The organism is Fulvimonas yonginensis, assembly GCF_037137055.1.
GTDB lineage: Bacteria > Pseudomonadota > Gammaproteobacteria > Xanthomonadales > Rhodanobacteraceae > Frateuria_A > Frateuria_A yonginensis.
Window position 1 is genome coordinate 6,453 of the sequence record NZ_JBBBNY010000007.1, and the last position, 13,690, is coordinate 20,142.

14 protein-coding genes are annotated in these 13,690 nt (G+C 68.8%); 9 read left to right on the forward strand and 5 right to left on the reverse strand.

Features of this window, described 5'->3' with window-relative positions; all coding sequences use genetic code 11:
* Nucleotides 1-225 precede the first annotated feature (225 nt).
* Nucleotides 226-1,293, forward strand: a complete 1,068-nt coding sequence (locus WAT24_RS10660) for an RNA polymerase sigma factor (RefSeq protein WP_336807972.1) — start codon at nt 226-228, stop codon at nt 1,291-1,293.
* A gap of 12 nt (nt 1,294-1,305) precedes the next feature.
* Here the strand turns inward: WAT24_RS10660 and WAT24_RS10665 are convergent, their stop codons facing one another.
* The 3 genes from WAT24_RS10665 to WAT24_RS10675 all read right to left on the reverse strand — a co-directional run bounded on the left by WAT24_RS10665 (nt 1,306) and on the right by WAT24_RS10675 (nt 3,596).
* Nucleotides 1,306-2,280, reverse strand: coding sequence for a lysylphosphatidylglycerol synthase transmembrane domain-containing protein (locus WAT24_RS10665; RefSeq protein WP_336807851.1), 975 nt, complete (start codon nt 2,278-2,280; stop codon nt 1,306-1,308).
* A gap of 159 nt (nt 2,281-2,439) precedes the next feature.
* Nucleotides 2,440-2,835 (reverse strand): cupin domain-containing protein, encoded by a 396-nt coding sequence (locus tag WAT24_RS10670; protein WP_336807852.1) that lies wholly within the window; start codon nt 2,833-2,835, stop codon nt 2,440-2,442.
* Between the two features lie 119 nt (nt 2,836-2,954).
* Nucleotides 2,955-3,596 (reverse strand): class I SAM-dependent methyltransferase, encoded by a 642-nt coding sequence (locus WAT24_RS10675; RefSeq protein WP_336807853.1) that lies wholly within the window; start codon nt 3,594-3,596, stop codon nt 2,955-2,957.
* A gap of 111 nt (nt 3,597-3,707) precedes the next feature.
* On the opposite strand from WAT24_RS10675, the gene WAT24_RS10680 reads away from it, so the two are divergent.
* The 3 genes from WAT24_RS10680 to WAT24_RS10690 all read left to right on the forward strand — a co-directional run bounded on the left by WAT24_RS10680 (nt 3,708) and on the right by WAT24_RS10690 (nt 6,367).
* The gene (locus tag WAT24_RS10680; RefSeq protein WP_336807854.1) at nt 3,708-4,166 is read left to right on the forward strand and encodes a helix-turn-helix transcriptional regulator; all 459 of its coding nucleotides are present in this window, start codon (nt 3,708-3,710) and stop codon (nt 4,164-4,166) included.
* Nucleotides 4,167-4,491: 325 nt separating this feature from the next.
* Entirely contained in the window at nt 4,492-4,941 is a 450-nt protein-coding gene (locus WAT24_RS10685; RefSeq protein WP_336807855.1) for a CopD family protein, read from the forward strand.
* A 556-nt stretch (nt 4,942-5,497) separates the two neighbouring features.
* Entirely contained in the window at nt 5,498-6,367 is an 870-nt protein-coding gene (locus WAT24_RS10690; RefSeq protein WP_336807856.1) for a hypothetical protein, read from the forward strand.
* 46 nt (nt 6,368-6,413) lie between these two features.
* Here WAT24_RS10690 and WAT24_RS10695 read toward each other — a convergent pair whose 3' ends face one another.
* A complete protein-coding gene (locus tag WAT24_RS10695; protein ID WP_336807857.1) occupies nt 6,414-7,760 on the reverse strand; it encodes an alpha/beta hydrolase family protein in 1,347 nt (448 codons plus the stop codon).
* A gap of 76 nt (nt 7,761-7,836) precedes the next feature.
* Complete coding sequence (locus tag WAT24_RS10700; RefSeq protein ID WP_336807858.1) at nt 7,837-8,847, reverse strand: NAD-dependent epimerase; 1,011 nt, start codon at nt 8,845-8,847, stop codon at nt 7,837-7,839.
* A gap of 244 nt (nt 8,848-9,091) precedes the next feature.
* Here WAT24_RS10700 and thrS point away from each other — a divergent pair, with 244 nt between their 5' ends.
* The 5 genes from thrS to pheS all read left to right on the forward strand — a co-directional run bounded on the left by thrS (nt 9,092) and on the right by pheS (nt 13,674).
* Entirely contained in the window at nt 9,092-10,993 is a 1,902-nt protein-coding gene (gene thrS, locus WAT24_RS10705; protein ID WP_336807859.1) for a threonine--tRNA ligase, read from the forward strand.
* Nucleotides 10,994-11,024: 31 nt separating this feature from the next.
* A complete protein-coding gene (infC, locus tag WAT24_RS10710; RefSeq protein ID WP_425605297.1) occupies nt 11,025-11,564 on the forward strand; it encodes a translation initiation factor IF-3 in 540 nt (179 codons plus the stop codon).
* Nucleotides 11,565-11,814: 250 nt separating this feature from the next.
* Nucleotides 11,815-12,012, forward strand: a complete 198-nt coding sequence (gene rpmI / locus WAT24_RS10715) for a 50S ribosomal protein L35 (protein WP_026635107.1) — start codon at nt 11,815-11,817, stop codon at nt 12,010-12,012.
* Between the two features lie 15 nt (nt 12,013-12,027).
* Entirely contained in the window at nt 12,028-12,387 is a 360-nt protein-coding gene (gene rplT, locus WAT24_RS10720) for a 50S ribosomal protein L20 (protein WP_209618427.1), read from the forward strand.
* A gap of 291 nt (nt 12,388-12,678) precedes the next feature.
* A complete protein-coding gene (gene pheS, locus WAT24_RS10725; RefSeq protein WP_336807860.1) occupies nt 12,679-13,674 on the forward strand; it encodes a phenylalanine--tRNA ligase subunit alpha in 996 nt (331 codons plus the stop codon).
* The last annotated feature ends 16 nt before the right edge of the window (nt 13,675-13,690 follow it).

The following is a 13,690-nucleotide window of genomic DNA, read 5'->3' on the forward strand; positions in this document are numbered from 1 at the left end:
ATTTCGGTTGCTCTGGGCGTTCTGTGGTTCCTGGGCACTGGGCCGCGGCGCGTGCGGCCGATACGGCCGCACGCCACAGCTACGGCAAGCTGGTGGCGTTGCTGGCCGCGCGCACGCGCGACATCGCCGGCGCCGAGGACGCGCTGGCCGAGGCCTTCGCCTCGGGCCCTGGCGGACTGGCCGCGCCAGGACGTACCGGCGAACCCCGAGGCCTGGTTGCTGACGGTGGTACGCCGGCGCCTGGTCGATGCCACGCGGCGTCGCGCGCAGGACGAGCGCCGCGCCGCGCAGCTCCAGCTCCTGTCAGACGGGGCCGTGGAGCCCGTGCGGCAGGAACTGCCGGACCGGCGCCTGGGCTTGCTGTTCGCCTGCGCGCATCCGGCGATCGACGCCGCCGTGCGTGCACCGCTGATGCTGCAGACGATGCTCGGTTTCGATGCCGCGGCGATCGCGTCGGCCTTCCTGGTGGCTCCGGCGACCATGGGCCAGCGCCTGGTGCGGGCGAAGCGGCGCATCCGCGAAGCGGGCATTGCGCTGGAGTTGCCGGCCACCGACGAGCTGCCGGGCCGGCTCGATGCGGTGCTCGACGCGATCTACGCCGCCTATGCCGAAGGCTGGCTCGATGCCGACGGCACCGATGCACGGCGCCGCAACCTGGCCGACGAGGCGCTCTGGCTCGGCCGCGTCGTGGCCGCGCTGCTGCCCGGCGAACCCGAGGCGCTGGGCTTGCTCGCATTGATGCTCTACACCGATGCGCGGCGCCGCGCACGACGCTGCGAGGCGGGGCGCGATTACGTGCCGCTGGCCGAGCAGGATCCGCGGCGGTGGGACGCCGCGCGCATCGACGAGGCGGAGGCGCTGCTGCAACAGGCGGTGCGCGCCGGTCGCCCGGGGCGCTTCCAGCTCGAGGCCGCGGTGCAGTCGGCGCACTGCGTGCGCCGGTTCGGCCGGGCGGTCGACTGGACGGCGATCGAGCAACTGTACGCCGCGCTCGAGACGCTGACGGGCTCGCCCGTGGTCGCGTTGAACCGTGCGGTCGCGCTCGCCCAGTCGCGTGGCGCCGAACCCGCGCTTGCCGCGCTGGACGCACTGCGCGGCGACGCGCGACTGGCCGACTACCAGCCCTACTGGGCGGCGCGGGCGGCGTTGCTGGCCCGCTCGGCGCGGCACGACGAAGCGTTCGCGGCCTACCAGCGCGCGATCGGGCTGGAGCGCGACCCAGCGGTGCGGCGGTTCCTGCAGCGCCGACTGGAGCAAACCGTGAAGGGCCCGGGTGGAGCGGACAGGCCCTGAGCGCAGGCCGGTTCATCGCATGCGCCGCAGCGCACGGTGCGCCACCAGCCATCCCGGCAGCATCGGCAACCAGGTGGTGTAGCCCCGCAACAACAGCGTGGCCGCGAGGGCGCCCTCGATGGGTACGCCCTGCGAGGTGAGCGCGGCGACGCCGGTCGCCTCGAAGGCACCCAGGCCCATCGGGATCGGCGCTACGGTCGTCACCATCAGCGCCAGCAGGTAGCCGGGCAGGGCGTGGCGGAACGGCGCGGGCAGGCCGAGCGCGTGCAGCATCGCCCACAACGTGGCGGCGTCCAGCGCGATCAGGGCCAGGTTGAGCGCCGCGATGGCGGGCAAGCGCCGTTTGCGCAGCATGCCTGCCGGTACGTCGGCGAGGGTTCGGGCGAGGGGGGCCATGCCGGGCAGGCGCAGCAGGCTTCGGGGCAGGCGACGACCCAGCCGCAGCACCAGCACCATGACCAGCGGCGCGGCGACGCAGACCAGCACGAACGCGCCCGTGATGCCGAGCATCCACGCATGGGCCTGGTGGGCCAGCCACAGCGATCCGGTCACGCCGCCGGCGGCCACCAGGTAGGCGAGGTACTGTCCGAGCAGATTGAGCACCAGGGTGCCCAGGCAGGCGCCGTGCGGCACGCCGTGCCGGTGCAGCGTGGCGACCACGAACGCGGTACCGCCGACACCGCCGACGGGAACCGACTGGTCCACGAACAGCTTGCCCAACGCCAGCGCGAGCAGTTCGCGCACCGGACGATGGATGCCGTTCTGCCGCAGGCCCAGATCCCAGGCGAGGGCAACGCAGGCGTACGTGCCCGCTTGCAGCACCAGCCCGAGCACCAGCCAGCCGGGAGCCAGCGCATGGAGCAGGCGCGCGAATCGCTCGATGTCCCCGCGACGGGCCACCACACCGGCAAGCGCGGCCAGCGAAATCAGGCCGAGGAGCCAGCTCGCCCCCTGCCACGCCTGGGTGCGTCTCGGTGAGGATTGCATCGGGTGCTTCGCCGGGCGACGTCGGACGGCGAGCACAGCACGGTGGGCGAGGGGATGGGGTGACGTATCTCGACGGCAGCGCAAAGACCGTCCACCGCCGAACCCGCATCCCGACGGGTGTCGGTTCGATGCGACCAGCTGCCAGGGACCGCTTTCGGACTAGCGAACCGGACCCACGCCGGAGGGCGAGCCCCGAAGCTGTTCCGCGATCGGGCGGGTCTTGTCGGTCACGACGTCGCCGGTGTGCAGGGTGGACTTCCGTTCGATCAGGAGCACGAGGCATTCCTCGTCGGCCACCGGGTTGTGCCGCGTGCCCTTGGGCACTACCCACATCTGGCCTGCACCCAGTTCTACCGTGTCGCCCTCCAGTTCGATGCGCAGCACGCCGCGGAGCACGTAGAACAATTCGTCTTCGGCATCGTGACTGTGCCAGGCGAGCGTGCCCTTGATCCGGGCGACCTTGACGTAGGCGTCGTCGACCTCGCCGATCACGCGGGGCGACCACAGTTCCGGCAAGGCGGCGGCGATGGCTTCGGGTGAGATCGGCTCGGGCATCGGGGCGTGTCCTGCAACGAAACGACGATCGTCGTCCGCCGCAGGGGCGCGATCAAGTGCTGCTACAGAGGGTCGGGCCGGTCAGGAGACGGGCAAAGCGGCCCCGTCGACGTAGCGAATCAGCGGGCCGGCCGGGTGCCCTGCAGCACGTGCATGTCCAGCCGTTCCATCGGCCGGATGCTGACCGCCCGCAGCCCTGCGGCCTCGACCGGCTCGCGCAGGCGGCGGAGATCGAAGCGGCCGTGCGGCCCGTGCCGGGCCATCAGGCTGGCGCGCTCGGCAAGGGGACCGGCGTAGTCGATCAGCACCCGCCGGCCGGCAGGAGCCAGCACGCGCGCGAGTTCGCGGACGCAGGGGAACCATTCGGCCTCGGGCAGCATGTGCATCGCCATGCACATCAGCACGCGGTCGAACGAGCGGTCGGGGAACGGCAGTGCGGTCGCTTCCGCCAGGCGGAACTCGATCGGCACCCGCGCCCTGGCCGCCTTGCGCCGTGCGACCGCGAGCATCTCGGGAGCCACGTCCACGGCGGTGACCGAGCCGTCCGGCCCGACCTGGCGCGCGATGGCCACCGCCTGCGTGCCGGTGCCGCAACCCACGTCCAGCACGCGCTGTGCGGAAGCGATTCCGGACAGCCTGAGCACGTCCCGGCGGAAGCGTCGCTCGCGGCCGCCGGTCATGCCGAACACGAGCAGGTCGTAGAGGCGCGGCCAGCGAATGCCTTTGGCGGCAGGCACGGGATGGTCGATGGAGGGGTGCATGGGGGCTAAGCTCCTGTTACCGGATCGGCACACATCCTTTCGCCGGTGTCCCGCCGTCGATAGGGGCCAACCGGCCCGGCCCGGGGTGGCGTGGTGGCGGTTTCGCCCTTGATGCGCGAAATGATCCTGGCCCTGTCCGGCGAGCGAGCCGGTCCCGATGACCTCACTCCGCTGCCGCGTATCGGCGCCACGCTCGCCGGCCAGTTGCGGCTGGCAGGCCACCCCCCGCTGTCGCTGCCACCGATCCGGGAAGGCCGCTTGCGGCGCATTGCCGACGCGCTCGGGGCCGATCCCGGCGACGCGCGTACGCTGCAGGACTGGGCGAGGGAACTGGCGACCTCGACGCGCACGCTTGCCCGTGCGTTCCAGCGCGAGGTGGGCATGCCGTTCCGCGAATACAGGCGCCAGGTCCGGCTGCATGCGGCGATGGAGCGGCTGGCCCAGGGGCGCTCGGTGACGACGGTGGCCCACGAATTGGGCTTCGGCGCGGCAACGAATTTCAGCACCATGTTCCGCCGCGCGACCGGCATGGCGCCGCGGGCCTATTTCACGCGCCGCCCGGGCGGTTGAGCGCATCGTCTCGTCGGGTGAAGGCCGCATGCCGCGGAAGAGTGGGCCGTCCCTGGCCGGTGTCGCTCCGCAGTCGTTTCGGCCTCCGGTGCGGCGGCACCGGGCGCATCCCGCAGGCAACGGACGACGCAGCGCGCAGGCGGCAAGAGGCGCTGTGTTTGTCCGATGGAGTGGTCCGTACCCTGGCGCGATTTTCCCGCATCGTGCGTGATCGTTTTGCATTCGTTCAGGTTCAGGCCGCTCGCACTGGCGGCCGCCGGTTTGGCACCGGGCGGGCGGCAGGCCGTGCGCTGGGTGACAATGGTGCTTTGCCGCCGAGCCGACCATGACCTACCTCTGGATCAAGACCTTCCACCTTCTGTTCGTCATGGCCTGGATGGCGACGGTGTTCTATCTGCCGCGCATTCTCGTGAACCTCGCCGAGGCCGGCGGCGACGCCGCGGTGCGCGCGCGGCTGCTGCTGATGGGGCGGCGTCTGTACCGGTTCGGGCACAACATGTTCGGCCTCGCCTTCGTGTTCGGCCTCGCGCTGTGGCAGGGGTGGCGACTGTTCCCGAACGCGTTGCCGAACGTGGTGGCCGGCATGCACTGGATCGACGCCAAGCTCGGGCTGGTGGCGGTCCTGCTGGCGTACTTCATTGGCGTGGGGCGAATGCTGAAGGGGCACGAGGAGGGGCGCGCATTGCCATCGGCCAAGGCGCTGCGATGGCTCAACGAGCTGCCGGTACTGTTGCTGCTCGGCGTCATCTTTCTCGTGCTCGCCAAACCGTTCTAAATCGATCGAGGGCGCGGCGACAAAACGTTGCTCGAGCGGCCGGGATAAGCCCGGGAACATCCCCGACATAATCGGCGAAGAGGACGCTTAGCGCTCGCGTCCATGACTTTCATCGACCGGATATCGACGTACAGGGCGTTCTACTTCGCCGCGGTGCCGCGGGGTCGCGCTGCACCCGGTTTTCATCCCGTTCAATCCACGTAAGGCCCGGCATACCGCGAGCGTTTTTGGCGCGTTGTGGCAGTGCCAGCGTTTGCGGCATGGCAGGGGGCGGAAAACGCAATCGGCAAACCTTTTCGCGCGATGGCGAAAAGCATCTCCGCGTCACCGGAGCGCGGGGCGTGGCCACGACGTCCCCGAAAGACGGCTTCGTGTCATCCATTTTCCAGTGCCATGCCTGCGATGCGATACCCGGCAGTGGCCCCGAGCGAAACGCGGATGTCCCGAACACGACAAAGGAGCACGGCCCGGACGGATGGCGAAGCCGACCCGCGGCTATGACGCCGCATGTTGGAGTGGCCCTTGCGGGTTGCCCCACCTTTCCACGGGTCGACACATGAACTTCTTCTCTCACCCCGTTGCATTCGAAGGGTCACCAAGCAGCCATGGTCCACGGGCGCCGGGTGTCATCCCCGTCGCCGCCGCGCCCGCCGCCTTGGCCGTTACGGAGATCTTCCATCCCCACGCAGGCAATCTGCTGGCCTTGAACGTCCGGCTCTGGCTTGTCGTCCATTACCTGCAGGTACCCCTGTTCGCCTTGTCCGCGTTCGCGATCGCGCGGCTGGTGCGTGCGCGGGATGATTTTCCGGCGCGGGTGTGCCGGGTGGCCTTGTTCGTATTCGCCTTGTGTTTCGTGGTGTTCGACACCGCCGCGGGGCTGGTGGTCGGCAGCCTGGTCGAGTCGGCCCACGCCTCGGGCAGGCCGGGTGCATGGCTGGCGCCGATCCATGCGATATGGACGCATCCGATCCTGGGTGGAACCAACCGGCCGTTGCTGGCCTTCGTCGGCCGTGTCGCCCTGTCGGTCGGGGCGGTCGCCGCCGCAGTGTCATTGCGGCGTGCAGGTCGCCCCTGGCTGCCGCTCCTGCTGTTGGCGGGTTCGGGCTGCGTCATGTACGTCTTCCCCAGCCACGCCTGGCCCGGCGGGCCACTGACCTTCGGCGGGTTGGCGATGGCAGGGGCCTGGCTGCAATGGCCCCGGGCCCACGCGCTGCGCAGCCAGCACGCGCTCTGGAGCCGGGACGCCGCCGCGCGGACGGGCTGGCGGTCCGCTGCGCATGGCCAGCGGGAAGCGGTGGATGGCGTGCGCCGTGACCCGCAGGAGCAGCGTCCCGCGGGCCGCGCTCCGTTCGGCGCGAAGGCAACCGCCGCGGACGTCACGCCGCGCCCGCACGAGCGGGGCGAGCCCGGGAGGCGCAGCGGGTAGCGGGCGAAACCGGTATCGCCGCGCAACGGGTTGTCGGGGCAGAGGCCTACTTTGCCGGCCGGCTGATCCGCGCCGTGCCGTAGGTGCCCGGAAGCCGTCCGGTCTTGGCGAAATCGGCGAGCATGCGGAAGTAGCCGCCCGGATAGCGGGTGGACACGCGCTCGCCGTTCCTGCCCGTCTCGAATTCGAGCATGCCGTGCTGGGCGCGGGGATAGAGCGCCAGGGTGATCGGGCGGCCACGGGCGATCAATCCTTTCAGCCGGCGCGATGTTTCGGCGCTCGGCGCCTCGAGGTCCTGTCCGCCGAGCACCCACAGCTGCGGCACCGTCACCGCGGCCAAGGTCGGCATCGGGTCGTAGTGGAACGGCGTGTTCCAGCGAAAGTCGGGCGCCTTGGCCCGCAGCGCCTCGCGGCTCAGCGGCAGAAGCATCCAGGTGTAGTTGCCGTGCACGTCCTGGTACCAGGGGGCGTGGCGATACCGGGCGCGGATCGCGTCGAACGCGTCGAAACCCTCGGTAAAGCCACTGGCGATCACCCGCTCGGCCGCCGCGCCGATGGCCTGGGCCTGGGCGACGACTTCCGGGCCGTAGCCTTTGAGGCGCATCTCCAGGGCGATTTCCTCCTGGTCCTCGTCGATCACCGAGACGGCGAGGCCGAAGCTGACGATCGCGAAATCGACCGGCTCGCGGCGGGCGGCGATCGGGACCACCCAGCCACCCTGGCTGCCGCCCTGGTAGCCGATGCGGCCCAGCCGGTCGCCCGCCAGGCGGCGGGCTTCGTGCATCGCGGCGATGGCGTCGTCGGCCAACAGCCCGAAGTCCTGCGTGTAGCGGCCGCCCGAGTCGCCGGTGCCGCGCTTGTCGTAGACGAACGCCCCCACGCCCTGGGCCGGCAACAGGCGTTGCAGGGCGTAGATGCGGCGTGCCGAGTCGTGCTCGGCGCCGTGCACCAGCACGACTACCGGGACACGCGCGTGGCCGGGCGGCAGTAGCAACCGGCCGGCCAGGCGTGTGCCGTGCGAAACGAACGTCGTCTCGGCGATCCGCAGCGGAATGCGCCGCCCGTGCTGACCGGCGAAGCGAAGGCTTGCCGAGGGGCAGCTATCGAACGTCACCACGAGGCCGTCGGGCCGGCCGGTCCAGCCGTAGCTGCTCTGCCAATAGCCCGGCGTGACCTGGCGAAGTGCACCGGTGCGGCCATCCAGTTCACGCCAACGCATCGTGTCGCCGTCGGACGGCGCGATGTCTACCACCTGGCCGTCGGCCAGGCGGTAGACGCCGACTTCGCAACGCTCGCCGGCGTGGACGGCCAGCGGCACGGTCGCAAGGAGCAGGGACAGGCCGCGTGCGAGCAGGGCGTGCCTGGGCGGACGTCGCGCAAGGGCGAGGATCATGAGTGGCTCCGGAAGGGTGGTCGCGGGCACCAGAGAGACGCCCGGCCGCTTCCCGGTTGCAACTCGCCGAAGCGGGTCAGTCCAGCGAACGGTATTCCCGATACCACCGCACGAAGCGGGCGACGCCGTCCTCGATCGACGTATCCGGTGCGTAGCCGACGTCACGGCGCAGCGCGGACACGTCGGCCCAGGTGTCCGGCACATCGCCGGGCTGCATCGGCAGCAGACGCTTCTGCACCGTGCGGCCGAGGTTCTGCTCCAGCAGTTCGATGAAGCGCAGCAGTTGCACCGGCTGGTCGTTGCCGATGTTGTAGACGCGGTAGGGTGCGCTGGAGGTGCCGGGGTTCGGCTGCTCGGCGTCGTAGGCCGGGTCGGGCTGCGCGGGGTGGTCCAGGGTGCGGATCACGCCCTCGACGATGTCGTCGATGTAGGTGAAGTCGCGGCTGTGGTGGCCGTGGTTGAACACGTCGATCGGCTCGCCGCGGCTGATGCGCTCGGCGAACAGCATCGGCGACATGTCCGGCCGGCCCCAGGGGCCGTACACGGTGAAGAAGCGCAGGCCGGTGGTGGGCAGGCCGTAGAGATGGCTGTAGGCGTGCGCCATCAGCTCGTTGGCCTTCTTGCTGGCGGCGTACAGGCTGACCGGATGGTCGACCGCGTCCTCCACCGCGAACGGCAGCTTGCGATTTGCGCCGTAGACGGAACTGGAGGAGGCGTAGACCAGGTGCTCGACCCGGCCGTGGCGGCAGCCTTCCAGGATGTTGAGGAAGCCGTCCAGGTTGCTGCGCACGTAGGCGCGCGGGTTCTTCAGCGAGTAGCGCACGCCGGCCTGCGCGGCCAGGTTCACCACGCGCTGTGGCTGGAACTGGGCGAATGCGCGGTCGACCGCGTCGGCATCGGCCAGGTCCGCGCGCAGGTGGGTGTAGGCCGGGTGGCCGGCGAACTGCGCCAGGCGCGCTTCCTTCAGTGCCGGATCGTAGTAGTCGTTGTGGTTGTCGATGCCGAGGATTTCGTCGCCACGCGCCAGCAGGCGCTGGGCGAGCGCGGAGCCGATGAAGCCGGCGGTGCCGGTGACGAGGATGCGCATCCGTTACGGTTCCTGGAGAGGATGGGTGATTCTAGCGGGCGCGACCGTGAGCGCCGGGCGTAGAGCGTTCACGCGCCGGATTCTTCGGCTAGACTAGCGGCTCTGCCCGGATGCGAGGTGGCCCGCGCGTAAGCGCCGGTCGAGCGTGCGACATGGCGACTACCGTTTTCCATCGCTGATCTCCCGACGCCTTTGTTCCGTACACGAAAGGGCGTTTCGCCCTTTTTTGATTTCTGGGGTTTCCATGATCGAAGTGACGCTCCCGGACGGCAGCAAGAAGCCGTTCGACCATCCCGTGACCGTGCAGGACGTGGCTGCCTCCATCGGCGCCGGCCTGGCCAAGGCGACGCTCGCCGGCAAGGTCGACGGCAAGCTGGTCGACGCCAGCTTCCCGATCGACCATGACGCCCGCGTGGAGATCGTCACCGAGAAGAGCCCCGAGGCGCTGGAGATCCTGCGCCATTCCACCGCGCACCTGCTGGCGCAGGCCGTGCAGCGGCTGTATCCGGGCGCCCAGGTGACGATCGGCCCGGTGATCGACAACGGCTTCTACTACGACTTCGCCTACGAGCGGCCTTTCACGCCCGAGGACCTGGGCAGGATCGAGGCGGAGATGGAGAAGATCGTCAAGGAGGCGCTGCCGGTCACCCGCTCGGTGAAGTCGCGCGACGAGGCGGTGAAGTTCTTCCGCGACCTGGGCGAGATCTACAAGGCCGAGATCATCGAGTCGATTCCGGCCAACGAGGAGCTCTCGCTCTATACCCAGGGCGAGTTCACCGACCTATGCCGCGGCCCGCACGTGCCCAACACCTCCAGGCTGCGCGCCTTCAAGCTGATGAAGGTGGCCGGCGCCTATTGGCGCGGCGACGCCAACAACGCCATGCTGACCCGCATCTACGGTACCGCCTGGCTCAACGACAAGGATCTCAAGGCCTACCTGCACCAGCTGGAGGAGGCCGAGAAGCGCGACCACCGCAAGATCGGCAAGGCGCTGGACCTGTTCCACCAGCAGGAGGAAAGCCCCGGCATGGTGTTCTGGCACCCCAACGGCTGGGCGATCTGGCAGCAGGTGGAGCAGTACATGCGCCGCGTCTACCGCCGGAGCGGCTACCAGGAGGTGCGCTGCCCGCAGGTGCTGGACGTGTCGCTGTGGAAGAAGTCCGGCCACTGGGACAACTACGCCGAGAACATGTTCTTCACCGAGTCGGAGAAGCGCACCTATGCGCTCAAGCCGATGAATTGCCCGGGCCACGTGCAGATCTTCAACACCGGCCTGCACAGCTACCGCGAGCTGCCCGTGCGCTATGGCGAGTTCGGTGGCTGCCACCGCAACGAACCGTCGGGCGCACTGCACGGGATCATGCGCGTGCGCGCCTTCACCCAGGACGATGGCCACATCTTCTGCACGCCGGAGCAGATCGAGCCGGAGGTGACCGCGTTCCATCAGCAGGCGATGCAGGTCTACGCGGACTTCGGCTTCCAGGACATCGCGCTGAAGATCGCCCTGCGCCCGGACAAGCGCATCGGCTCGGACGAGGTGTGGGACCGTGCCGAGGAGGCGCTGCGCAAGGCGCTCTCGTCCGCCGGCGTGCAGTGGGAGGAGCTGCCCGGCGAGGGCGCCTTCTACGGCCCCAAGATCGAGTACCACATGAAGGACTCGATCGGTCGCGCCTGGCAGGTCGGCACCATGCAGGTGGACTTCATGATGCCCGAGCGCCTGGGCGCCGAGTACGTGGACGAGCACTCGCAGAAGCGCCACCCGGTCATGCTGCACCGCGCCATCGTGGGCTCGATGGAGCGTTTCATCGGCATCCTGATCGAGCACCACGCCGGCAACCTGCCGGCCTGGCTGGCGCCGGTGCAGGGGGCCGTGTTCTCGATTACCGACGCCCAGGCCGGTTATGTCCGCGAGGTGACGCAAGCCCTTGTGGACAAAGGCTTCCGCGTCCAGGCCGATTTGCGCAACGAAAAGGTCGGCTATAAAATCCGCGAGCATACGTTGCAGAAGGTCCCTTATCTCCTCGTGGTCGGTGACCGCGAGAAGGAAGCGGGGGCCGTTTCCGTGCGTACGCGTTCCGGTGAGGATCTGGGCAGCATGCCGCTGGCCGCCTTCATCGAGCGCCTAGAGACCGAGACGCGACGTTGATCGTCCGCCGGGTCTAATTCCGTTACTTCTTCTGGAGGATAGTGGTATCGCTACCACCGACAACAAGGGCAACCGCCGCAACCATGAAATCCGCGTCCCGCGCGTGCGCGTGATCGGGCCGGATTCGGAGCAGCTGGGCATTCTTTCGCGCGACGAGGCCTTGCGCACGGCCGAGGAATTCGGGCTCGACCTGGTCGAGATCCAGCCCAACGGCGACCCGCCGGTCTGCCGCATCATGGACTACGGCAAGTTCAAGTTCGAAGCCCAGAAGAAGGCCCAGGCCGCCAAGAAGAAGCAGAAGCAGGTCGAGATCAAGGAAGTGAAGTTCCGTCCGGTCACGGACGTGGGCGACTACCAGATCAAGCTGCGCAACATGCTCCGCTTCCTGGAAGAGGGCGACAAGGTCAAGGTCACCATCCGCTTCCGCGGTCGCGAGATGTCCCACCAGGACCTGGGCCAGAACCTGGCCCGGAAGATCCAGGAGGACGTCGGCGAGAACGGTCAGGTGGAATCCTTCCCCCGACTGGAAGGGCGCCAGATGGTCATGATGATCGGACCGAAGAAGAAGTGAATCGAACGGCGGCCTCGGGGCCGCCGTTTCGCTTGGCCCGCGGAGCGGGCTCCTACCTCGTCGGGAGGCCTTCCCGGGATCCCGGTCGCGTGCACGGTGCTGGCGCTGGCCGTGAAGCGCCCGTATAATCGCCGGTTCGACCCACATGGACGGGTCGTGAACCGATGTCGGCAGGATGGAAAGCGTGGCCCCCCGGCCACCGCCGAATCAGTCAGAAACCGGGCACCCAGCCCACTCATGGAGCATTCCCATGCCCAAGATCAAGACCAACCGCGCGGCCGCCAAGCGGTTCCGCAAGACCGCGTCGGGCAAGTTCAAGGCCGGTCACGCCTTCAAGTCGCACATCCTGACCAAGAAGTCGACCAAGCGTAAGCGCAACCTGCGCGCCACCAATCACGTCAAGGCGTGCGACACCAAGGGTGTGGCGCGCATGCTGCCGTACGTCTAAGGCGAGGAGAACACCATGGCTCGTGTCAAGCGTGGCGTCACCGCCCGTCGTCGTCACAAGAAGATCATCGGCCGCGCGAAGGGCTACTACAACGCCCGTCGCAAGGTCTTCCGCGTAGCGAACCAGGCCGTCATCAAGGCCGGCCAGTACGCCTACATCGGCCGCAAGCAGCGCAAGCGCCAGTTCCGCGCGCTGTGGATCGTGCGTATCAACGCAGCGGCCCGTCAGTTCGGCCTGTCCTACAGCCGCCTGATCAACGGCCTGAACAAGGCCGGCATCACGATCGACCGCAAGGTGCTGGCGGACATCGCGGTGCACGACATCAAGGCGTTCGGCGCGATCGCGGAAAAGGCGAAGGCCAGTCTGGCGGCGTAATTTGTGCGCTCATCCTGAAGATCAGGAGGCGGCCCTGCGTGGCCGCACTCCGAAAGGAAGAGCGGAACGTTCGCGGGGAGAAGGCCGACGCCTTCTCCCCGTTTTTGTTTGATAACGTCGCTTCTCGCTTTTGCCTCCTCTCCCCGTCCTTGATCAAGGAAGGGGGAGAGGATCGAGGTCAAGGGCCAGGGCATGCCCTGGATCCATCGAAGCAAGAGCGGCCCCTGGCCCCATCCTCATCCCCGGAGGGGACAGGGAGCTCGAAAGCCAAACCAAGCGGAATTCGCACCGATGGACGATCTGGATAGCCGCGCAACCCAGGCGCTGGCCGACATCGAAAAGGCCGCCTCGCTCGATGCGCTCGAAGCACTGCGCGTCGGCCTGCTCGGCAAGAGCGGCATCGTCACCGCCGCGTTGAAGTCGCTCGGCACGCTCGCGCCGGAGGAGCGCAAGGCTCGCGGCGCCGAGGTCAACCGTGTGAAGGACCGCCTGGCCGACGCGCTTGCTGCCCGCAAGCAGGCGCTGGAGCAGGCCGAACTCGATCGTCGCCTGGCCTCCGAGAAGCTGGACATCACGTTGCCGGGGCGCGACGGCGTCCGTGGGGGCATCCATCCGATCACCCGCGCGCTCGAGCGCATCGCGGCGATCTTCGCGCGCCTGGGCTACCAGCGCGCCGAAGGCCCGGAGATCGAGGACGACTGGCACAACTTCGAGGCGCTGAACTTCCCGCCGCACCATCCGGCGCGCGCCATGCACGACACCTTCTACTTCGGCGACGGGCGCCTGCTGCGCACGCACACCTCGCCGGTGCAGGTCCGCGCCATGCAGGGCCGCCAGCCGCCGATCCGCATCATCGCGCCGGGCAAGGTCTACCGCAGCGACTCGGATCAGACGCACTCGCCGATGTTCCACCAGATCGAGGGCCTGCTGGTCGACGAGACCTCCAGCTTCGCCGACCTGAAGGGCACGCTGGCCGAGTTCGTGCGCGCGTTCTTCGAGCGCGACTTCGAGATGCGCTTCCGCCCCAGCTATTTCCCCTTCACCGAGCCCTCGGCCGAGGTGGACATCCGCTGGGACGCGGAGGACGGCTCCCCTCGCTGGCTGGAAGTGCTCGGCTGCGGCATGGTGCACCCCAGCGTGCTGGCCAACTGCGGCATCGATCCGGAGCGCTACACCGGTTTCGCCTTCGGCCTGGGTGTGGAGCGCTTCGCCATGCTGCGTTACGGCGTCTCCGACCTGCGCGCGTTCTTCGAGAACGACCTGCGCTTCCTCAAGCAGTTCGCGTAAGCCGGCAAGGGATCCT